We start from the raw sequence: 19,407 nt of genomic DNA on the forward strand, positions 1-19,407 counted from the left end.
AGGGAGCGCACCCCGGGGCTGAGCCCGGGCGGGCGGGGGCGTCGGGGACTGCCCCCGACGCTCCGGAGGAGTTGGGACGCGGGACAGCCGCGGCCCAGCCCCCGGGCGCCCGCGCTCGTCGGCGCCGGACCGCCGCCCGGGGAGCCGTCCGCGCCGGTCTCGGCCCGCCCCTACAGCCAGTCGTGTTCGCGCGCGTACCGGGCGGCCTCGTGCCGGGTCCGGGTCTGGGTCTTCTGCATGGCGTTCGAGAGGTAGTTGCGCACGGTGCCCTCCGCCAGGTGGAGCTGGCCCGCGATGTCGGCCACCGAGTAGCCTCCGCCGGTCGCCCGCAGGACGTCGACCTCCCGGTCGGTGAGCGGGCAGTCGTCGACGAGGGCGAGCGCGGAGACGTCCGGGTCGATCCACCGCCTGCCCTCGTGCAGGGCCTTGATGACCGAGGTGATGTGCGCCGGTTCCGCCGACTTGCTCACGAAGCCCTGGACCCCGAGCTTCAGGGCCTTGCGGAGCACCCCGGGCCTGGCGTGGCGGGTCAGCATGAGGATCACCTGGTCCGGCCGGTCGCGGCGGATCTCCGCGACGGCGCCGAGCCCGTCCACGCCGGGCATCTCCAGGTCGATGACGAGCACGTCGGGATCGTGTCGCAGTGTGGCCTGCACGGCCGTCGCGCCGTCCTCCGCCTCGGCGAGCACGGTGATCTCCCCCTCGAGGGGGAGCAGCGACGCCAGCGCCTTGCGGAGCAGGGCCTCGTCATCGGCGAGCACCACGGTGGTCATCGGTCGTCCTTCCGGGTTGTCCGAGGGGCGCCTCGGAGCGCAGGTTCGGGAACATCGCGGCGGTCAGGAACCGCCCGTCCTCCAGGGCCGCGGTCAGCTCGCCGCCCTCGCCCTCCAGCCGCTCCCTGAGGGTGGCGAGCCCGCCGAGCGCCGGCAGGGAGGCCTCCCGGGCGCCGTCGTTGGCGATGGTGATGCCCGCCTTCGTGAGGGTGACCCGCACCTGTGAGGCCTGGGCGTGGCGCAGGATGTTGGTGGTGGTCTCCCGCAGGACCTGGCCGAGCATCTCGCCCGCACGCGGGTCGACGTCGTCCTCACGGTCGACCCGTACGCGGATGCCCGCGGCCTCGAAGAGGTTCTTGGCGTTCTCCAGCTCCGCCGACAGGTTGAGCCGCCGTTGAGCGTAGGCGAGTTCACGGGTCCGCGCGATGGTGTCGCCGACCAGGGCGTGGATCTCCCGGAGCTCCTCCTCCGCCCGACCGGTGTCTGAGCGCACCAGTTTCCGCGCCAGGGCGGTCTTCAGCTTGACCACGTGGAGCGTGTGGCCCTGGATGTCGTGCAGGTCGCCGGCGAAGCGCACCCGCTCCCGTGCGACGGCCAGTTCCGCCTCGCGCCTCCGCGCCTCCTCCAGCTCGGCGGCGAGGCCGAAGACCACCTGGTGGAGGGCCGTGAGGACGACCGCCACCAGGGCGACCGCCGCGGAGACGAGGACGTACTGGACCAGGACGCCGAGAACGTCCCCCGGCTCGATCAGCAGCTTCGCCGCGAGCACCGCGGAGACGAAGGCGGTCACCGCCAGGGCGACCGCGCGGCGGCGGCCCGGCAGCTGGTGGGCGACGACGGCGGTCACGACCGCGAGGCCGTAGGAGGCCGTGGCGCTCTCCGTCACCAGCACTCCGACGAGCCACACCGCCGCGGTGACGACCAGGGACGGGTAGGCGACGCGCGTACGGCCCGCCGTCCACCGCGAGAAGGTCATCAGCGCCGTCACCAGCCCCAGGGTCAGAACGACGGCCTGGTCCCAGGTCCGTGCGTCGATCACCACCAGGAGCGCCCCCACGGTGGAGAGCGACGCCGAGACGATGTTGAGGTTGAGCGTGCGCAGCTGCCCCTGAGCCGTGTCGGCCTGCTCGGACACCGTGCCGTCCCCTGCCGGGGCCGGGCTCACCGGTCCACCGCCAGGGGCGGGGAACACCGCGCGGACCCCGGGCAAGGCGGCTGCGCCGGCCCTCGCCGGGGTACGCGGGAACGGGGGTCCATGGACGGCCCTCCGGGATCGGACTGCAGAGTCCGCACCAGTATTCATCCTGCTCCGCGCCGCCGACAGTGACACCGCGTCATGCCCTGGGCCGAGGAGGCGTCACGCCGGCGCGGTGGCGAGGTCCCGCCGGAGGACCGGCGGGCCGCCTCCCGCACACGGAGCCTCCGACAGCCGGCCCGACCGGCCACGCGCTCGTCCGCCGTGGAGGCCGCGTCACCGCCCGCCATGACATTCCTCGGGGTGAAGACATGACGCGGTGTCACTGGTGGCTCCCCGGAGCGGCAGGAACACTGAGAGTCGATCCCGCGGTCCGCCCCGCGGCACCGGACACGAACGAGAGGAACGACATGGCACTGCCCGACCTCTACACGGTCGAGGACCTCTTCGGCTCTCCCGAGCGGGCACGAGCGTCCATCTCTCCCGACGGCACCCGGATCGCCTTCCTGGCCCCGTGGAAGAACCGGCTCAACATCTGGGTCCAGGACCTCGACGGCGCCGACGAGCCCCGCTGCGTGACCGCCGACGAGACCCGCAGCGTGCAGAACTACGAGTGGACCGACGACCCGCGCTGGCTCCTCTACACCCAGGACAGCGGCGGCGACGAGAACTGGCACCTGTTCCGGGTCGACCTGGACACCCCGGGAAGCGAGGCGGTCGACCTCACCCCGTTCCCCGGCGCCAGGGTCGTGAGCTTCGAGCCCTCCAGAGGGCGGCCGGGAAGGATGACCCTGTCGATGAACGCCAGGACGGCCGCGGAGTTCGACGTCCACGAGGTCGACGTGGCCACCGGCGAGCTCGTGATGCTGGCCCGGAGCCCCGGCCCCGGGCAGGGGCTGTTCCAGGTCGGCGACGAGTGGTTCGTCGCCGGGTTGACCGCCGAGGGCGACCAGGAGATCTCCCGGCAGGACCCCGGGACGGGCGCCCGCCACCGCATCCTCGTGTGGGAGGGAGCCGACTACCCGGTGGGCGTCTTCCCGTTCGAGCCCACCCCGGACGGGACCGGCCTGTGGGTCGGTTCGAACCGGGGCAGCGACCGCACCCGGCTGGTCCGGGTCGACCTGGCCACGGGTGAGGAGACCGAGGTCGACAGCCACCCGGTCCTGGACCTCGACATGCGTGCGCAGGTCTTCCCCGTCCTGCCCCCGCCCCTGATCCGTGACCGGCGGGGCGAACTGCTCGGCGTGCGCTACCTCGGGGAACGCCAGGTCATCCATGCCCTGGACCCCGGTTTCGCCGAGGTCCTGGCGAACCTGGAGAAGCTGTCCGAGGGCGACGTCGGCGCACTGTCCTGCGACGACAGCGGGCGGCGCTGGATCGTCTCCTTCACGCACGACCGCGATCCCGGGGCGACGTGGTTCTACGACCACGCCACCGGGGAGCACCGTCTGCTGTTCCGGCCCTACCCCCACCTGGACCCGGAGTCGCTGGCCCCGATGCGGCCGGTCACCGTCACCGCCCGCGACGGGCTGGAACTGCCCTCCTATCTGACACTGCCCGTGGGCGTCGAGCCCTCCGGGCTGCCGATGGTGCTGATGGTCCACGGCGGACCCTGGGCCCGCGACGCCTGGGGGTTCAACGCGGGTGTCCAGCTGCTGGCCAACCGGGGCTACGCGGTGCTCCAGGTCAACTTCCGCGGTTCGGCCGGGTTCGGCAAGGCGCACATGCAGGCCGCGATCGGCGAGTTCGCGGGCAAGATGCACGACGACCTCATCGACGCCGTCGACTGGGCCGTCGAGCAGGGCTACGCCGATCCTGACCGGGTCGGGATCTTCGGCGGCTCCTACGGCGGCTACGCCGCGCTGGTGGGGGCCGCGTTCACCCCGGACCGCTTCGCCGCGGCCGTCGACGTCGTCGGCATCTCGAACCTCGCCACCTTCATGCGGACCCAGCCGGAGTTCGTCCGGCCGGCGCTGGTCAACAACTGGTACCGCTACGTCGGCGACCCGGACGTCCCCGAGCAGGAGGCCGACATGCTGGCCCGCTCGCCGATCTCCCGGGTGGACGACATCACCGCCCCGCTGATGGTCGTGCAGGGAGCCAACGACGCCCGCGTCGTGCGGGCCGAGTCGGACCAGATCGTCGACGCGCTCCGGGCACGAGGCGTCGCCACGGAGTACATCGTCTTCGACGACGAGGGCCACGACCTCGTGAACCCCGAGAACCTGATCACCGCGTTCGGTGCCGCCGAGCGCTTCTTCACCCAGTACCTGGGAGGACGGAAGGACCATGGCTGACCACCGCACCGCCCCGGACACCACCGACGAGACCACCCACCCCATCGCCCCGGAGACCACCGAGGAAACCACCCGGGCCGAGCCGCCCGTCGACCTGAAGCAGGCCGTGATGGACGGCATGGGCGGACCGTCCGGCATGGTGTACTCGGCCCTGCCCGTCGTGCTCTTCGCCGCGGCCGTGCCCTTCGTCCCGCTGACGACGGCCGTCGCGGTGGCGATCGCGATCGCCCTGGCGCTCGCCGTGTTCCGGATGTGGCGCGGAGAGGGCTTCGGCTCGGCGATCGGCGGCGTACTCGGCGTCGCCGTCGCAGGCGGTATCTCCGCCTGGACCGGGTCGGCCAACGACTTCTTCCTCATCGGGATCTGGGCGTCCCTGGCCGGGGCCGTCGTCACGCTCGTCTCGCTCGTGCTGCGCCGCCCCCTGACCGGGGTCATCTGGAACGCGGTGCACGGCGGCACCCACCCCTGGCGCCAGGACCGGCCCACCCTGCGCATCCACGACCTGGCCACCCTCGCCGTCACGGCCGTGTTCGCCGGCCGGTTCATCGTCCGCCAGTGGCTCTACCTCGCCGACTCCACCACCGGCCTGGCCATCGCCGACACCGTCACCGGCTTCCCCCTGACGGCCCTGGCCGCCGTCGTCGTCATCTGGGCCTTCCGCCGCTCCACCAAGCGCCTTATCGGCGACGGCGACACGGGGAGCACCACCCGGACCTGACCGGCCCGCCCGCGACGGGCCGGGGCCCCGACCGCCCCGGCCCCGCGGACCACCGCATCCGCCACCGACATGATCCGGCGCACGACCCCGGCAGGGGGTTGTGTGCCGCAGCGGCATGGAGTCCACCGGTCGTACCCGCTCCACAGCACGGAACCGGCGCCGGAGCGGCCGGCCGGGGACGTGCGGGAGCCCGGTGGCCCTGTTCCGTCCCCGGACCTCCGTGCTCAGGACACCGTCGTGAACATGCGAGAGAGGTGACCGCCACCATGGCCACGGTCCAAGGCCCCGTCGTTCGACCGCTGGGCGCGTTCGAGCGGACCATCGACCACTCCTCGTGATCGGTGGGGCCCGCGACGTGTCCGGGAAGGCGGCATCCACCGTTCGGTGGATGCCGCGGGTCGACCGGATCCGCGCGGGATCGGAGTCGGACGGGCGATCCGCCCCGGGACCCGGTCGGCCAGGCTTGCGGGTATGGCGATCATCGAGGTCGAAGAGCTCAGCAAGAGGTACGACGACCAGGCGGTCCTGGACCGGGTCTCCTTCTCCGTGGAGGAGGGGGAGGTCTTCGGGATACTCGGTCCCAACGGGGCGGGCAAGACCACCGCCGTCGAGTGCGTGGAGGGGTTGCGGCGTCCTGACTCCGGGACGGTGCGGGTGCTCGGGTTCGACCCGCTCCGGCAGGGCGCGCGGCTCCGTGAGCACATCGGCGTCCAGCTCCAGCACACGCAGCTCCCCGAGAACATCAAGGTGTGGGAGGCCCTGGACCTCTACGCCTCGTTCTACGACAGGCCCCGCGACTGGCGCGAGCTGCTGGAGCAGTGGGGTCTCGCCGACAAGCGGAACGCGCGGTTCTCCAAGCTGTCCGGCGGGCAGAAGCAGCGCCTGTTCATCGCCCTGGCCCTGGTCGGCGACCCGAAGGTCGCGTTCCTCGACGAGCTCACCACCGGGCTCGACCCCCAGGCGCGCCGGGCCACCTGGGAACTGGTCCGGCGGGTCCGCGCCGAGGGCGTGACCGTGGTCCTGGTCAGCCACTTCATGGACGAGGTCGAGGAGCTGTGCGACCGGGTCGCGATTCTCGACCGGGGCGGCATCGTCGCCCTCGACAGCCCCGAGAGCCTGATCGACGGTGTCGACGCCGAGTACCGGATGAGCTTCCGGCTCATGGAGGGGACCGCCGCTGAACCGGTCCGCCTGCTGGGGAACCTCGACGGGGTGGCCTCGGTGTCCCGCACCGGCGAGCTGGTCGTCGTGGCCGGGCGCGGCGACTTCGCCACGGCTGTCACCGCCTCCCTCGCCCGCGAGTACGTCACCGTCCGGGACCTGCGCATCGACAAGCACACCCTGGACGACGCCTTCATCGCTCTGACCGGACGCTCCCTCCAGGTCTGACCGACCCGCGCCGGGACCGGTCCCGAACGGCCCGACCCACCCCCACGAACGGAAGAACCGCCGTGAAGTCCCTCGTCAAGCTCACCACCGTCGAGACAAAGCTGCTGGTGCGCGAACCGGGCGCCGTGTTCGCCCTGCTCATCCCCCTCTTCATCCTCCTCGTGTTCGGCGGTGCGATCACGGAGGGGGACACCGTCCTCCTGCCGATGGCGGTCACCCTGGCGATCGGCATGGTCGGCCTGTACCTGCTGCCCACGACCCTGGCCACCTACCGGGAGAGGGGCGTCCTGCGCAGGCTCTCGGTGACCCCGGTCCGCCCCGGCAGCCTGCTCACCGTGCAGCTCCTGCTCCAGCTGGTCCTCACCGTGGTCGCGGTGCTCCTGCTGCTCGTCGTCGGGGTCGGCGTCCTCGGGGCCCGGTCGCCCGTGCCCCTGCGGTTCCTGGCCGCCTTCCTGCTCGGCACGGCCGCGCTGTTCTCCGTGGGCCTGCTCATCGCGGCGCTCGCCCCCAACGGGCGGTCCGCCAACGGTTTCGGCGTGCTGCTCTTCTTCCCGCTGGCCTACCTGGGCGGACTCATGCAGCCCGTCGACCACATGCCCGATATCCTGGCGCTCGCCGGCGGGTACACGCCGCTGGGCGCCCTGCGGCAGAGCCTCCACGACGTCTGGAGCGGCGGAGCCCTCGGTCTGCCGCCCCTGGTCACCATGGCCGTGTACGCCGCGGCCACCAGCCTCGTCGCGGCCAGGTCCTTCCGCTGGGAGTGAGCATGGAGACGGTGTCGGAACGCGACCTCGACCTGCGGGAGGAGCGGCTGCGCCGTCTCACGGGTTCCGTGCCGTACGTCCTCCTGGCGGCCTCCACCGCCCTGACCCTGGTCACCCACGACCTGTCCCGGGCGCGGCTCCTGGAGACACTCGGCCTGGTGGCCCTCACCGCGGTCCTCATGTGGACGATGAACCGCCTGAACCCCGACCGGGCCCACCGCCCGGGGCTGCTGCCCGCCTTCGTCGCCGCCCTGATCGTGATGATCGCCGTGCTCAGCACCCGCAGCGTCTGGTTCGCGGGCTTCTTCGGCTTCGCGGGCTACGTGTACTCCTGGGAGTTCCTCCGGGGCCGGTGGAGGTTCGCGGGGGTGGCTGCCACCGCCGCCGCCACCGTCACCGCCTACATGGGCGGGCTTCCCGAGCCCGCCCCCGCCTCGGTCCTCCTGTACCTGTTCTTCGTCGCCTCCATGGTCGTCCTGGTCGCGGTGTTCAGCCACCTCGGCGAGGTCACCACGGAACGCGGCGACGAGTACAGGCGGATGGTGGCGCGGTTGCGGGAGACCATCCGGGAGAACGAGGGCCTCCACGCCCAGCTGCTGGTCCAGGCGCGCGAGGCCGGGATGCACGACGAACGCGAACGCATGGCCCGGGAGATCCACGACACCCTGGCCCAGGGGTTCGTCGGCATCATTACCCAGCTCCAGGCGGCCGAACGGGCAGGGGGAGGGGCCGGGAGCTCCACGGAGGGCACCACGGTCTCCGCGCGCGGCGCCGGCACCGCCGACGAGGTGGAGCGGGGCGGTGCCGAGTGGCGGCTCCGGGTCGCCAACGCCACCCGTCTGGCCCGGGAGAACCTGGCGGAGGCGCGCCGGTCCGTGCACGCCCTGGGCCCGGCGCCCCTGGAGGCCGCTCCGCTGCCCGACGCCCTGGCCGACCTCACGGCCGAGTGGGCCCGGCTCAACGGGGTGCACGCCGACTTCACCGCGACCGGCCCGGTCCGCCCGCTGCACGGTGAGGTCGAGGCCGCCCTGCTGCGCACCGTCCAGGAGTCCCTGGCCAACGTGGCCAGGCACGCCCGGGCCACCCGGGTCGGGGTGACCCTGTCGTACATGGAGGACGTGGTCGTCATGGACGTGCGCGACGACGGTGTGGGCTTTGTACCGGCCTCCGACCCCGCGCCGGCCCCGGATGCGGTTCGGGGTCCCCGCGGCGCACCCGGTGACGACGGCGCGAACGGCGGATTCGGCCTGACGTCGATGCGGCAGCGGGTGGCCCGCCTGGCGGGCACCCTGGAGATCGAGTCCGAACCCGGTGCCGGAACGGCGGTCTCCGCCGCCGTTCCGGCCGTTCCGAGGGAGTCCCCCGGTGAGTGAACCCCCCATCCGCGTTCTGATCGTCGACGACCACCCCGTCGTCCGGGACGGCATCCGGGGCATGTTGGCCGGTGATCCGGGGTTCGAGGTCGTCGGGGAGGCCGGCGACGGCGCCCGTGCCGTCGAGCTCGCGCGGTCCCTGGGACCCGACGTCGTCCTCATGGACCTGCGCATGCCGGGGACAGGGGGAGTGGACGCCATCCGTGAGCTGGCCCGACTGGGACTTCCGGCCCGTGTCCTGGTCCTGACCACCTACGCGACCGACGGTGACGTCGGTCCCGCCATCGAGGCCGGGGCCACCGGGTACCTCCTCAAGGACGTCCAGCCCGAGGAGCTGGCGCGCGCCGTCCGCCTGGCCGCGCGCGGCGAGACCGTGCTCTCCCCACTGGTGGCGACCCGGCTGGTCGGCAGGGTCCGCGAGCCCGCCGTGTCCCTGAGCGACCGCGAACTGGAGGTCCTCCGGATCATCGCCGGCGGCTCCACCAACCGGGAGGCGGCGGCCCGCCTGTTCATCAGCGAGGCCACGGTCAAGACCCACGTCCTGCACATCTACGGCAAGCTCGGCGTCAACGACCGGGCCGCCGCCGTCGCGGTGGGCTTCCGGCGGGGTCTCCTGGACCTGGGCGACGGGTGAGCCCGGTGGTACCGGTGGTCCTCGTGGTGCGAAGCCCTGGAACAGGGGGGCACCGGCCTTCGCCTCCGGGCCCAGGACACGCGAAAACCCCAGGTCTGAGCGGTGTTGAGTGCGCTCTGACCTGGGGTTTCCTCTGGTAGGGCCCCAGGGGATCGAACCCTGAACCCGCGGATTAAAAGTCCGCTGCTCTGCCAGTTGAGCTAAGGCCCCACGACACGGCCGGGCCACGGGCACCGGGCATCGCCGGGACAACTGTACCGCAGGGCCGCGGCGAGCGCGGAGTAACGGTTTCAGCCCGTTTCGTCACACCGCTCCGGAGCCGGTTCCCGCCGCCGGGGCGGGGCGGGAGGCGGCTCCGGCAGGGTGCTCCCGGGCGCCGCCCCGCAGGCCCGGACCGCCTGGCCGGGCGCGCCGCCGGGCGGGGGACGGGCACTGTTGGTGTACTCGGACAGTCGGGAGACCGGCCACAGACCGACGGCCGTGGTTCGGCGGCCGAGGAGCGACGACCAAGGAGCGGCATGGCGTTCTCGGAGAAACAGCAGGCGGTACTGCGCAAGCCCGCGTTCGGGCACGTGGCCACACTCGGACCGAATGGCGAGCCCCAGTCGAGCCCGGTGTGGATCGACTGGGACGGGGAGTTCCTGAGGTTCAGCCAGACGACCACGAGGCAGAAGCTGCACAACCTCGAACGCGACGGGCGGATCGCGGTGTCGGCCACCGACCCCGACGACCCCTACATGTACGTGGAGGTCCGCGGCGTGGTGGACAGGATCGAGGAGGACGAGGGCAAGGCCTTCATCGACGAGATGTCCCAGAAGTACATGGGCACCCCGTACCCCTGGGGCGACCCCGCCGAGAAACGTGTCATTGTCTACGTTCGGCCCTCACGTTTCGTGGGCCGGTAGGCAGTCGGTAGGACACGGGCGCGGCTCCGCTCCGGCGGAGTCGCGCACTCCCCGGCACGGGCGGCTCCGGCGCCGCCGCGGAGCACACTCGTTGAGAAATATTGCATGGTCTGCAAAGGTTGGCCGTGTACGGGGAGGACCAGCATGGGACTTCGGGAACGGAAGAAGCGGGCGACCCGCCGCGCCCTCCAGGAGGCCGGCATACGCCTCACCCTGGAACGCGGCCTGGAGAACGTGACGGTCGAGGAGATCGCCGTGGAGGCGGACGTCTCGACGCGCACCTTCTTCAACTACTTCGCCACCAAGGAGGAGGCCCTCCTCGGTGACGTTCCCGCGACCCCCGACGAGCAGGTGCGGCAGGCGTTCGTCGACGGCGGCCCCACCGGGGACTTCGTCGAGGACCTCATCACGGTGCTGATCACGTTCCTGGTCAGCACCGAGGACCTCGCCACCCAGCGGGCCGACATGCTCCTGCGCAAGCAACTCACGGAACGCGAGCCCCAGCTCGTGCGAGGACTGCTCGCCCGCTTCCACAACGTGGAGCTGGAGCTGGCCGGGGCCATCGCCGAGCGGACCGGCGCGGACCCCGAGGACGACCGGCCGCAGCTGCTCGCCGCGGCGAGCATGGCGGTGATGCGCCACACCATGAAGCGTCTGCACTACTCGGAGACCGAGGAGCCGGCGGACGTCCGCGCCAAGATCCGAGAGGCGTTCCGCCGCCTCGGCGAGACCTTCGCGCCCCCTTCGAACACGGACTGACCGGCCCGGGCACGCCGCCCGTCCGAGGTCTCCCAGCAGGCGAACGGAACCGTCTATGCCCACCACCAGTCCCACCCGGCTGCGCTGGATCCTCCTGGCGATCATCCTGACGATGCTGCTGGCCTCGCTCGACCAGACCATCGTCGCCACCGCCCTGCCCACGATCGTCGGCGAACTCGACGGCCTGGAGCGCCTGTCCTGGGTCGTCACCGCCTACATGCTCGCGGCCACGGTCGGCATGCCCGTCTACGGCAAGGCCGGGGACGTCTTCGGCCGCCGCCACGTGTACATCTTCGCCATCGCGGTGTTCCTGCTGGGATCGGTCCTGTCCGGCCTGGCGCAGAACATGACCCAGCTCATCGTCTTCCGCGCCGTCCAGGGCATCGGTGGCGGCGGCCTGATGATCAGCGCCCAGGCGATCATCGGCGACGTGGTTTCGCCCCGCGAACGCGGCAGGTACATGGGGGTCATGGGCGCCGTGTTCGGCGTCTCCGCCATCACGGGACCGCTCCTCGGAGGGTTCTTCACCGACCAGCTGGACTGGCGCTGGATCTTCTACATCAACCTGCCGCTGGGAGCGGTCGCGCTGGTCACGGCGCTGGCCGTGATCCACCTGCCCAAGCCGGCCGGGCCCCGGCCCCGGCTGGACTACGCGGGCACGGCACTGCTCGCCGCCACGAGCGTCTGCCTGGTGCTGGTGACGAGCCTGGCCGGGCACACGTACGGCTGGACCGACTGGCAGATCATCGGCCTGGGCGCGGGCGCCGTCGTCTCCGGCCTGCTGTTCGTGGTGGTGGAGCGGCGCGCGGCCGACCCCGTCGTCCCGCTGCGCCTCTTCCGGGACCGCGACTTCGTCCTGACGGCCCTGGTGGGCGTCACCGTCGGCATCGCGATGTTCTCGACGGTCGCCTACCTGCCCACGTTCCTGCAGATGGTCGGCGGAGCGTCCGCCACCGAGTCCGGCCTGCTCATGCTCCCCATGGTGGCCGGGATGCTCACCAGCACCATCACCACGGGACGACTCATCTCCGCCACCGGCCGCTACAAGCACTGGCCGATCATCGGCACGGCCCTCATCACGGTGGGCCTGGTCCTGCTGTCCCGGATGACCGCGGACACCCCCTACGCCTACAACGGGACGGCGATGCTGGTCCTGGGCCTGGGTGTGGGCATGGTGATGCAGAATCTGGTGCTGATCGTGCAGAACACGGCCCCCCGCCGCGACCTGGGGGCCGCCACGTCGGCGAACAACTACTTCCGGCAGATCGGCGCGTCCTTCGGTATCGCCGTGTTCGGGTCGCTGTTCGTGTCCCGCCTGAACCAGCGACTGGAGGGCGCGCCCGGCGGTGGCGTGGAGTTCGGGGGCGGCGAGGCGGGGATCAGTTCCATGACCCCGCAGATGCTCCAGGGCCTGCCCGCGCCGCAGCGCGAGTTCATCGTCGACGCCTTCGCGGGAGCCCTGCCGCCGATCTTCCTGTACGCGGTCCCGGTCGCCCTGGCCGGTTTCGCGCTCTCCTGGTTCATCACGGAGAAGCCCCTGGCCACCAGCGTCCCCGGCCACGGTCAGGACGAGATCCCCGGCCGCCCCGGGGAGGCCGACGAGCCCGACGAGACCGGAACGTCGGAGGGCACCGCCGGAGGGCTCACCACCGGCAGGGACTGACCCCGGGGCCCACCGTCGCCAGGGCGGGAGCCCCGGGCGCAGCCGACGTTCCCCCTCCGCCCGCCACCCCTCAGGGCGTCGACTCCCAGCGTCCTGACCACGGGGCGGGGTGTGAGGCGTCGCCCTCGGGGGAGGAGGTGGGGAGACGGTCCGGTGATCCCGTGTCGGAATGTGCCCCACGCCTCAGGAACGCCGTGGGACTCCGTTCCGTCGAACCCTGCACGGGGGTGTCCGGACTCCCCCGGGCGGCCCCTCCAGAGGGGTCGGGGGGATGTCAGGGGAGGGCCAGGGCTGTCCCCGATGGGAATCGTCGTGGGGAAGGGGCATGGTGGAGACATGAACGAGAACTACCAGAGCAAGCGGTTCCGACGCAGTGGGACCGACCGCTACCTCGCCGGCGTCTGCGGCGGCATCGCCGAGTTCCTCAAGGTCGACTCCACCCTCGTCCGTCTGGTCCTCGTGGTCCTGACCTTCTTCGGGTTCAGCGGTGTCTTCGTCTACATCCTGGCCTGGCTGGTCATGCCGGCCGCGAACGAGCAGCGCTCCCTGCTGGAGCAGATCATCCGCAACTTCCAAGGAAAGCCGAGCGAGAACTGATGTGGACCCTCAGAGCACACCCGGGATGGGAACGCCGCGAACTCCGCTCCCCACGGGAGGAACGCGAGACCGAGGAGGCCCGCGAACCCTCCGTGGAGTGCCGCGGAGAGCGCTAGGGCCGCTCGGTCGCGTCCATCCGCGCGATGGTCTCGCCCGAGAGGCGTGACCACGGGATCGCCAGAAGCGCGGCGAAGCCCACCCCGAGCACACCGGCCGAGACGATGACCACGCCGGTGCCGAAGAACTCGGCGAAGAACCCGGCGAGCAGGATGCCGACGCCCTGCGCGGCCTGGAGCCCGGACGCGACCAGCCCGAAGGCCAGTCCCCGGCCCTCCTGGGGCACGCACAGCACGAACGCCGCGTTGGCCACGAATTGGTAGGAGCCCGCGACGCCGCAGAGGGCGAGGGCGGTCACCATCAGCCACAGCGGCGGGTCGAACAGCCACAGCAGCAGCGGCACCGACGTGAGCACCGCCAGCGGCCCGAGCAGGCGCATACGGGTCGGCGGCGGGATCAGGCGGGTGAGGACGAACCCGCCGAGGAACGCGCCGATCGACGAGCCGGCCATGATGAACCCCGCCGCGGCCGCTCCGGCGCCGATCTCGGCGGCCATGGGGTTGGCCAGCCCGTAGGGGATCATGTAGAGCCCGGCGAGCCAGGCGAGCAGCGCCAGGGTGCGCAGCCGCGGGTCGCCGAAGACGAGCTTGGCGCCGTCCCGGGTCATGGCCAGGAACCCGGGCCGCTCCTCCTTCTCGCCGCGGGGTGCCGGGCGGGCCCGCACCCCGATCAGCACGACGGCCGCGGACAGGACGAACAGGATCCCGGTCGACATGACGGTGATGTTGGGGCCGACGTGCGCGACGATCACCCCGCCCGCCACGAGTCCGGCGAGCATGCCCAGTTGCGAGGTCAGCTGGATGATGGCGGTGCTCGCGACGTAGCGCTCGCCCTGGATGATCTCCGCCATCATGGCGGCGCGGGCCGCGGAGAAGGGGATGGACGGAAGGACCGAGCAGAACAGCAGGAGCCAGATCGCCCAGATCGGCATGCCCGGGATTCCGATGAGCACGATCACGGCGGCGCGCGCGAGGTCGCAGATGATCATCATCCGGCGCCGCGGGAAAAGGTCGGCGAGCCCCGCGATCAGGGGGCTGATGATCGGCGGCAGGAAGGTGAGGGCCAGGGTGACGCCGGCGGCGAGGGCGGAGCCCGTCACCTGGAAGACGAGGATGGTGGTCGCGATGTTCAGCAGGTTGGTGCCGATCATCGAGAGCGCGTGGGCGAGCCAGATGGCGCGGAACTCACCGATCGCCATGACGTCGCGGTAGCTGCTGCGCCAGTCGTCCTTGCCCGGTTCGCCTGAGGTCGCGTGGTCGGGGGCGCTCGAAGACTCGTGGTCTCCGTTGTCAGGTGTGTTGTCGAGGCGCGGTTTGGCCACCCGGCACTCCCTTACTGTTACAGGGTTGAAATCACGCTGTGTCGTGTCTCAATGACCAACCGTTCCGGAAGGTGAGCTTCCTCGCAAGCCACTTGGGCACATTCGTGTCTGATTCGTTGCTGCGGGTAATGGACGGCGGGTCGAATCGGCAATGTCGAATCCGGCGTGCACACGGAATGTTTTCGCTGGTGACAATGTGTACACGTGCGATCGCGGTGCCGTCACGGGGTTTCGGTTGCGGGGCAGTGGTTTCCGAATGTGTACGCAGAGCACTGAAAATGGAACCCCGTACCGAAAAACGGGGGCGGGATTCGGAGCCCCCGGGCAGGGGTCAGCCCCACCCGAGTTCGGTCAGGCGCGCGTCGTCGATCCCGAAGTGGTGCGCGATCTCGTGCACCACTGTGACCAGGACTTCCTCCACCACCTGCTCGGGGGTCTCGCAGATCGCGCAGATGTTCCGGCGGTAGATGAAGATCTGATCCGGGAGGACGCCGAAGTAGGAATCGCCGCGCTCGGTCAGCGGGATGCCCTCGTACAGGCCGAGCAGGCCGTCCGGGGACTCGTCCTCCACGGTGATCACCACGTTGTCCATCAACCGGGACAACTCGGACGGGATCTCGTCCAGGGCGTCGACGACCAGCTCCTCGAAGGCCCTGCGTGTCAGTTCAACCACGCCTGCCATTGTGCTGCCTCCCGGGGTGGGGCGGAAGCGCGTCCCAAGCGACATAACACTCTGGAAAGGGAGGAAATATTGGGAACGAACCCTGTCGGCGGCATGATGGGGGTGTGTTGTCTTGGGAATCTATCCGCGGTCACGATCTCCGTGGGGCCTTCGCGCGGCTCCGCGTCTCCCTCGACCGGATGCGCGCCGGGCGAACGTGGCGGTGGGGGTGCGTCGTCGTCGCCGGCCTGGTCGGGGGCTGGCTCGGCCTTGCGCTGGGCGGGCAGGTGGTCACCCCCATCGGCCCCGCCGACGTCACCCTGGGGCTGACACCCCAGTGGCGCGGGGAGACGGTCGTCGACGTGGCCCCGCTGGGCCAGCTCGCCTTCGACACGCACAGCGCGCCCCTCAAGCTGGAGGCGACGATCTCCGACATCCGGCTGTCGGCGGCCCAGGAGATGTTCGCCGACCCGGACGCCATCAACAGGATGGCCGCGGGCATCGGATCGGACCTGCGCGACGGTGTGGTCGCGCTGCTGGTCCGCGCAGTCCTCGCAGCGACCCTCGGCGCCGCCCTGATGGGCCTCCTGCTCTTCAGGAGCGCCCGCCGGGCCGCGTGCAGCGCGGCGGTCTCCCTCGCCGTCCTGGTGGCCTCCGGCGCCGCCGCGGCGGGCACCTTCAACCCGAGCGCCATCGCCGAACCCCGCTACACCGGCCTGATCGCGGGCGCCCCGCAGGTGGTGGGCAGCGCCGAGGAGGTGGTGGGCCGCTTCAGCCAGTACCAGGAGCAGCTCGCGGGCCTGGTCGGCAACGTCGCGATGCTCTACGAGGCCACCTCGACCCTCCCCGTGTACGAGGAGGACGAGTCGGTGATCCGTGTGCTGCACGTGTCGGACATCCAGCTCAACCCCGCGTCCTGGAGCATCATCCGCACCCTCCAGGAGCAGTACGGGGTGGACGTGGTCGTGGACTCCGGGGACCTCACCGACCGCGGCAGCGCCACCGAGGACGTGTTCGCCGACGAGATCGGCAAGCTCGACGTGCCGTATGTGTGGGTGCGCGGCCAGCACGACTCCATGGGCACGCAGCGCGCGGTCGAGGCCCAGTCGAACGCCGTGGTGCTCGACGGCGGCATCGAGGAGGTGGGCGGACTCACCTTCTACGGTTCGGGGGACCCCCGGTTCACCCCCGACGCCACCCGCCTCAACCCCGACGCCGCCGGGGTGTCCGCCCAGGGCGAGGAGGAAGCCGGTGAGGTGATCGGCTCACGCGAGGACGTGGACGTGGTCCTCATGCACACGCGCACGCAGGCGGAGGCGTTCGACGGGGTGGTGCCCCTCGTGCTGACGGGCGGGGACCACCTGAGGTCCACCGAGCTGACCGATCTCGGCACCCGGTTCCTCGTCCAGGGCTCCACCGGGGGTGCGGGTCTGCGTGGCCTTGATCACGGTCCGGACCGTCCGACCCCCTACCAGGCGTCGCTGCTGTACTTCGACGCCGAGAGCGGGCGCCTCCAGGCCCGCGACGACATCGATCTGGGCGGCATCGGACTCACGTCCGCGCAGGTCGAGCGGCACATCGAGGCCGACCCCGACCGTCCGGTCGGTGACCCCCCGGAGGACGCGGAGACGGAGGGCGGCGAAGGCGGCCGCACGCCGTAGCGCCCGTGTGTGCGCGAGCGTTCGCGCAGGTCGTGGAGGTGGGCTCCGACAGAGGCAATCGCTTTGGCGTTGGTGGGAATCTCCCCTATGCTTGACCTGTCACACGGGCCCCCATCGTCTAGCGGCCTAGGACGCCGCCCTTTCAAGGCGGTAGCGCGGGTTCGAATCCCGTTGGGGGTACGACGCGGTTCGAGCACTGTCGGACGTCTGGCAGAATAAGAACCGCAACAACGCGCCAGGTCGAGCGCCGGGCGCGACAACAGAACAAGGTCCTGTGGAGCAGTTAGGAGTGCTCGCCACCCTGTCAAGGTGGAGGCCGCGGGTTCAAATCCCGTCAGGACCGCCGTCGCCGAGTGATCGGCGAGTGCGGCTAGGTAGCTCAGTTGGTACGAGCGTCCGCCTGAAAAGCGGAAGGTCGGCGGTTCGACCCCGCCCCTAGCCACCCAGATTGAGCAGCATCAAAGCCCGGTAGCCCTTTGGCTCCGGGCTTTTTTGGCGGCTACGTGACAGCAACCGGGTCACCCGAGAGCGTCCCCGAGCTTCCCCGGAGCCCTCCGCTTGTCATCGGGCGGGGCGTGCGCGTAGATGGTCATCGTCACCCCGATGTCGCTGTGCCCGACGATCTCCCGGACCACCCGCGGCGGCACCTCCAGGTTCAGCAGCAGCGTCACGCACGTGTGCCGCAGGTCGTGGAAGCGCGTCCCCTCCAGCCTCCCGCCCCTCCGCTGCCCCGCCTGCCTCCGGGGCAGGGGGCTTCGGTCGCCGTTCCCGATTCGCCGGGTCAGCGTCTTGACCTTGACCCAGGGTCAACCCTCCATCGTTGTTCCGGAGCCGCTTCGCAGAGGGCGGGAGGCTCGGACAGGAGGCAGACGATGACACCTTTCGCCGAAAGAACCGCGGGTGATCCGGTGGGCGGGCCCGTGCGGCGAGAACCCGCCCGGGCAGGGGACGAGGTGACCCCCGCATGACCCCCGACTTCCCGATCAGCGTCAAGGGCCTGGAGAAGTCCTACAAGGACCTGCACGTGCTGCGGGGCGTGGACTTCGAGGTGGCGCGGGGGAGCATCTTCGCACTGCTCGGCTCGAACGGTGCGGGCAAGACCACCGTGGTGAGAATCCTGGCCACCCTGCTGAGGGCGGACGCCGGGACGGCGCGGGTGAACGGTTTCGACGTCGCCACCCAGGCGCGGGACGTGCGCGAGTCCATCAGCCTCACCGGCCAGTTCGCCGCGGTGGACGAGATCCTCACCGGCCGGGAGAACCTCGTCCTCGTCGCGAGGCTTCGACACCTGCCGACCCCGGGCGCGGTCGCGGACGACCTGCTGGCACGGTTCTCGCTGACCGAGGCCGCGGGCCGCAGGGTGGCGACGTATTCGGGTGGCATGCGACGCCGCCTGGACATCGCGATGAGCCTGATCGGGAACCCGCCCGTCGTCTTCCTGGACGAGCCGACCACCGGGCTCGACCCGCAGGCGCGCATCGAGGTGTGGGAGACGGTGAGGGAGCTGGCCTCGCACGGAACGACGGTGCTGCTCACGACCCAGTACCTGGAGGAGGCCGAACAGCTCGCCGAGCGGATCGCGATCCTGCACCGGGGCCGCATCATCGTCAACGGCACCCTCGCCGAGCTCAAGAAGCAGTTCCCGCCGGCCGAGGTCGAGTACGTCGAGAAGCAGCCCGCCCTGGAGGACATCTTCCTGGCCCTCGTCGGCGACAACGGCGCCACCGCCACCAGCACGGACACCGCCACCGGCCCGGCAGCGTCGGCGCCGACGATCAGGGAACAGGGATGAACACGCACTTCCTCGGCGACACCGCCGTCCTCACCGGCCGCTCGTTGCGGCACATCATGCGCAGTCCCGACACCATCATCACCACCGCGATCATGCCGATCGCGTTCATGCTGTTGTTCGTCTACGTGTTCGGCGGAGCGATCGACCTCGGGTCCGGATCCGGCGCGGGCGCCGCCGAGTACGTGAACTACCTGCTGCCGGGCATCCTGCTCATCACGATCGCGTCCGGCATCGCCTACACCGCGTTCCGGTTGTTCCTGGACATGCAGGGCGGCATCTTCGAACGGTTCCAGTCGATGCCGGTCGCCCGGTCGTCCGTGCTCTGGGCGCACGTGTTGACCTCGCTCGTGGCCAACCTGGTCTCGCTCGGCGTCGTCGTGGGCGTCGCGCTGATCATGGGCTTCCGCTCGGGGGCGGGCCTTGGGGCGTGGCTCGCCGTGACCGGTCTCCTGGTCGTCTTCACACTGGCGCTGACCTGGATGGCCGTGATCCCCGGCCTGACCGCGAAGACGGTGGACGGTGCGAGCGCGTTCTCGTACCCGCTCATCTTCCTGCCGTTCCTCAGCTCGGCCTTCGTGCCGACGGAGTCGATGCCCGGCCCGGTCCGGTGGTTCGCCGAACACCAGCCCGTCACCTCCATCGTCAACACGATCCGCGACCTTCTCGCGCAGGAACCGGTGGGCGGGGAGGTGTGGACCGCCCTCGCCTGGTGCGTCGGCATCCTCGTCCTCTTCTACGCCCTCGCCATGGTGGTCTACCGGCGTAAGACCGGCTGAGGCAGTCTGGGA

18 protein-coding genes and 4 tRNA genes are annotated in these 19,407 nt (G+C 71.0%); 16 read left to right on the plus strand and 6 right to left on the minus strand.

Going from position 1 to position 19,407, the window contains the following annotated elements; genetic code table 11:
• Positions 1–170 precede the first annotated feature (170 nt).
• Positions 171–773, minus strand: coding sequence for a response regulator transcription factor (locus Q8791_RS20405; protein WP_330093360.1), 603 nt, complete (start codon positions 771–773; stop codon positions 171–173).
• Positions 748–1,938 carry a sensor histidine kinase gene (locus Q8791_RS20410; RefSeq protein WP_330093361.1) on the minus strand — a complete coding sequence of 397 codons (1,191 nt, stop codon included), beginning with the start codon at positions 1,936–1,938 and terminating at the stop codon, positions 748–750. The genes Q8791_RS20405 and Q8791_RS20410 overlap by 26 nt, the downstream gene beginning before the upstream one ends.
• A gap of 440 nt (positions 1,939–2,378) precedes the next feature.
• On the opposite strand from Q8791_RS20410, the gene Q8791_RS20415 reads away from it, so the two are divergent.
• The 6 genes from Q8791_RS20415 (at position 2,379) to Q8791_RS20440 (ending at position 9,143) form a co-directional block, all read left to right on the plus strand.
• Positions 2,379–4,265 carry a S9 family peptidase gene (locus Q8791_RS20415; RefSeq protein WP_330093362.1) on the plus strand — a complete coding sequence of 629 codons (1,887 nt, stop codon included), beginning with the start codon at positions 2,379–2,381 and terminating at the stop codon, positions 4,263–4,265.
• Entirely contained in the window at positions 4,258–4,983 is a 726-nt protein-coding gene (locus tag Q8791_RS20420) for a DUF3159 domain-containing protein (RefSeq protein ID WP_330093363.1), read from the plus strand. Before Q8791_RS20415 ends, Q8791_RS20420 begins: the two co-directional genes overlap by 8 nt.
• A gap of 471 nt (positions 4,984–5,454) precedes the next feature.
• Entirely contained in the window at positions 5,455–6,372 is a 918-nt protein-coding gene (locus tag Q8791_RS20425) for an ABC transporter ATP-binding protein (protein WP_330093364.1), read from the plus strand.
• A gap of 62 nt (positions 6,373–6,434) precedes the next feature.
• Positions 6,435–7,136 (plus strand): ABC transporter permease, encoded by a 702-nt coding sequence (locus tag Q8791_RS20430; RefSeq protein WP_330093365.1) that lies wholly within the window; start codon positions 6,435–6,437, stop codon positions 7,134–7,136.
• 2 nt (positions 7,137–7,138) lie between these two features.
• Positions 7,139–8,509, plus strand: coding sequence for a sensor histidine kinase (locus tag Q8791_RS20435; RefSeq protein ID WP_330093366.1), 1,371 nt, complete (start codon positions 7,139–7,141; stop codon positions 8,507–8,509).
• The gene (locus tag Q8791_RS20440) at positions 8,502–9,143 is read left to right on the plus strand and encodes a response regulator transcription factor (RefSeq protein ID WP_330093367.1); all 642 of its coding nucleotides are present in this window, start codon (positions 8,502–8,504) and stop codon (positions 9,141–9,143) included. The genes Q8791_RS20435 and Q8791_RS20440 overlap by 8 nt, the downstream gene beginning before the upstream one ends.
• Positions 9,144–9,277: 134 nt before the next feature.
• Here Q8791_RS20440 and Q8791_RS20445 read toward each other — a convergent pair.
• A tRNA-Lys gene (locus Q8791_RS20445) sits at positions 9,278–9,353 on the minus strand.
• Positions 9,354–9,661: 308 nt separating this feature from the next.
• Here Q8791_RS20445 and Q8791_RS20450 point away from each other — a divergent pair.
• From Q8791_RS20450 to Q8791_RS20465, 4 genes are all read left to right on the plus strand, one after another.
• Positions 9,662–10,048: a PPOX class F420-dependent oxidoreductase gene (locus tag Q8791_RS20450; protein WP_330093368.1), complete on the plus strand. Its 387-nt coding sequence runs from the start codon at positions 9,662–9,664 to the stop codon at positions 10,046–10,048.
• 144 nt (positions 10,049–10,192) lie between these two features.
• Complete coding sequence (locus Q8791_RS20455) at positions 10,193–10,807, plus strand: TetR/AcrR family transcriptional regulator (RefSeq protein WP_330093369.1); 615 nt, start codon at positions 10,193–10,195, stop codon at positions 10,805–10,807.
• Between the two features lie 55 nt (positions 10,808–10,862).
• Positions 10,863–12,470 (plus strand): MDR family MFS transporter, encoded by a 1,608-nt coding sequence (locus Q8791_RS20460; RefSeq protein ID WP_330093370.1) that lies wholly within the window; start codon positions 10,863–10,865, stop codon positions 12,468–12,470.
• Between the two features lie 336 nt (positions 12,471–12,806).
• Positions 12,807–13,067 (plus strand): PspC domain-containing protein, encoded by a 261-nt coding sequence (locus Q8791_RS20465; protein WP_330093371.1) that lies wholly within the window; start codon positions 12,807–12,809, stop codon positions 13,065–13,067.
• A 112-nt stretch (positions 13,068–13,179) separates the two neighbouring features.
• Here the strand turns inward: Q8791_RS20465 and Q8791_RS20470 are convergent, their stop codons facing one another.
• Together Q8791_RS20470 and Q8791_RS20475 are read right to left on the minus strand one after the other, a co-directional pair.
• Entirely contained in the window at positions 13,180–14,505 is a 1,326-nt protein-coding gene (locus Q8791_RS20470) for an MFS transporter (protein WP_330093372.1), read from the minus strand.
• Between the two features lie 331 nt (positions 14,506–14,836).
• Positions 14,837–15,187, minus strand: coding sequence for a metallopeptidase family protein (locus Q8791_RS20475; protein WP_330093373.1), 351 nt, complete (start codon positions 15,185–15,187; stop codon positions 14,837–14,839).
• 107 nt (positions 15,188–15,294) lie between these two features.
• Between Q8791_RS20475 and Q8791_RS20480 the strand changes: the two genes are divergently transcribed.
• From Q8791_RS20480 to Q8791_RS20495, 4 genes are all read left to right on the plus strand, one after another.
• Complete coding sequence (locus Q8791_RS20480) at positions 15,295–16,827, plus strand: metallophosphoesterase family protein (RefSeq protein WP_330093374.1); 1,533 nt, start codon at positions 15,295–15,297, stop codon at positions 16,825–16,827.
• Positions 16,828–16,934: 107 nt separating this feature from the next.
• Positions 16,935–17,007 (plus strand) — tRNA-Glu (locus tag Q8791_RS20485).
• A gap of 88 nt (positions 17,008–17,095) precedes the next feature.
• Positions 17,096–17,170 (plus strand) — tRNA-Asp (locus Q8791_RS20490).
• Between the two features lie 25 nt (positions 17,171–17,195).
• Positions 17,196–17,269: transfer RNA gene (locus tag Q8791_RS20495), tRNA-Phe, on the plus strand.
• Positions 17,270–17,345: 76 nt separating this feature from the next.
• Here the strand turns inward: Q8791_RS20495 and Q8791_RS20500 are convergent.
• Positions 17,346–17,612 (minus strand): tyrosine-type recombinase/integrase, encoded by a 267-nt coding sequence (locus Q8791_RS20500; RefSeq protein WP_330093437.1) that lies wholly within the window; start codon positions 17,610–17,612, stop codon positions 17,346–17,348.
• A gap of 179 nt (positions 17,613–17,791) precedes the next feature.
• Here Q8791_RS20500 and Q8791_RS20505 point away from each other — a divergent pair, with 179 nt between their 5' ends.
• On the plus strand, positions 17,792–18,619 hold the full coding sequence (locus tag Q8791_RS20505; RefSeq protein ID WP_330093375.1) for an ABC transporter ATP-binding protein: 828 nt from the start codon (positions 17,792–17,794) through the stop codon (positions 18,617–18,619).
• A complete protein-coding gene (locus Q8791_RS20510; protein ID WP_330093376.1) occupies positions 18,616–19,395 on the plus strand; it encodes an ABC transporter permease in 780 nt (259 codons plus the stop codon). Before Q8791_RS20505 ends, Q8791_RS20510 begins: the two co-directional genes overlap by 4 nt.
• Positions 19,396–19,407: the final 12 nt, after the last annotated feature.

The sequence above is a fragment of the Nocardiopsis codii genome, from assembly GCF_036327455.1.
Classification (GTDB): Bacteria; Actinomycetota; Actinomycetes; order Streptosporangiales; family Streptosporangiaceae; genus Nocardiopsis; species Nocardiopsis codii.

Excerpts from the sequence above, each read along its gene's own strand:
- Q8791_RS20405 (WP_330093360.1), bottom strand. The coding sequence starts at position 773 with ATGACCACCGTGGTGCTCGCCGATGACGAGGCCCTGCTCCGCAAGGCG.
- Q8791_RS20415 (WP_330093362.1), top strand. The coding sequence starts at position 2,379 with ATGGCACTGCCCGACCTCTACACGGTCGAGGACCTCTTCGGCTCTCCC.
- Q8791_RS20420 (WP_330093363.1), top strand. The coding sequence starts at position 4,258 with ATGGCTGACCACCGCACCGCCCCGGACACCACCGACGAGACCACCCAC.
- Q8791_RS20425 (WP_330093364.1), top strand. The coding sequence starts at position 5,455 with ATGGCGATCATCGAGGTCGAAGAGCTCAGCAAGAGGTACGACGACCAG.
- Q8791_RS20435 (WP_330093366.1), top strand. The coding sequence starts at position 7,139 with ATGGAGACGGTGTCGGAACGCGACCTCGACCTGCGGGAGGAGCGGCTG.
- Q8791_RS20450 (WP_330093368.1), top strand. The coding sequence starts at position 9,662 with ATGGCGTTCTCGGAGAAACAGCAGGCGGTACTGCGCAAGCCCGCGTTC.
- Q8791_RS20455 (WP_330093369.1), top strand. The coding sequence starts at position 10,193 with ATGGGACTTCGGGAACGGAAGAAGCGGGCGACCCGCCGCGCCCTCCAG.
- Q8791_RS20460 (WP_330093370.1), top strand. The coding sequence starts at position 10,863 with ATGCCCACCACCAGTCCCACCCGGCTGCGCTGGATCCTCCTGGCGATC.
- Q8791_RS20465 (WP_330093371.1), top strand. The coding sequence starts at position 12,807 with ATGAACGAGAACTACCAGAGCAAGCGGTTCCGACGCAGTGGGACCGAC.
- Q8791_RS20475 (WP_330093373.1), bottom strand. The coding sequence starts at position 15,187 with ATGGCAGGCGTGGTTGAACTGACACGCAGGGCCTTCGAGGAGCTGGTC.
- Q8791_RS20505 (WP_330093375.1), top strand. The coding sequence starts at position 17,792 with ATGACCCCCGACTTCCCGATCAGCGTCAAGGGCCTGGAGAAGTCCTAC.
- Q8791_RS20510 (WP_330093376.1), top strand. The coding sequence starts at position 18,616 with ATGAACACGCACTTCCTCGGCGACACCGCCGTCCTCACCGGCCGCTCG.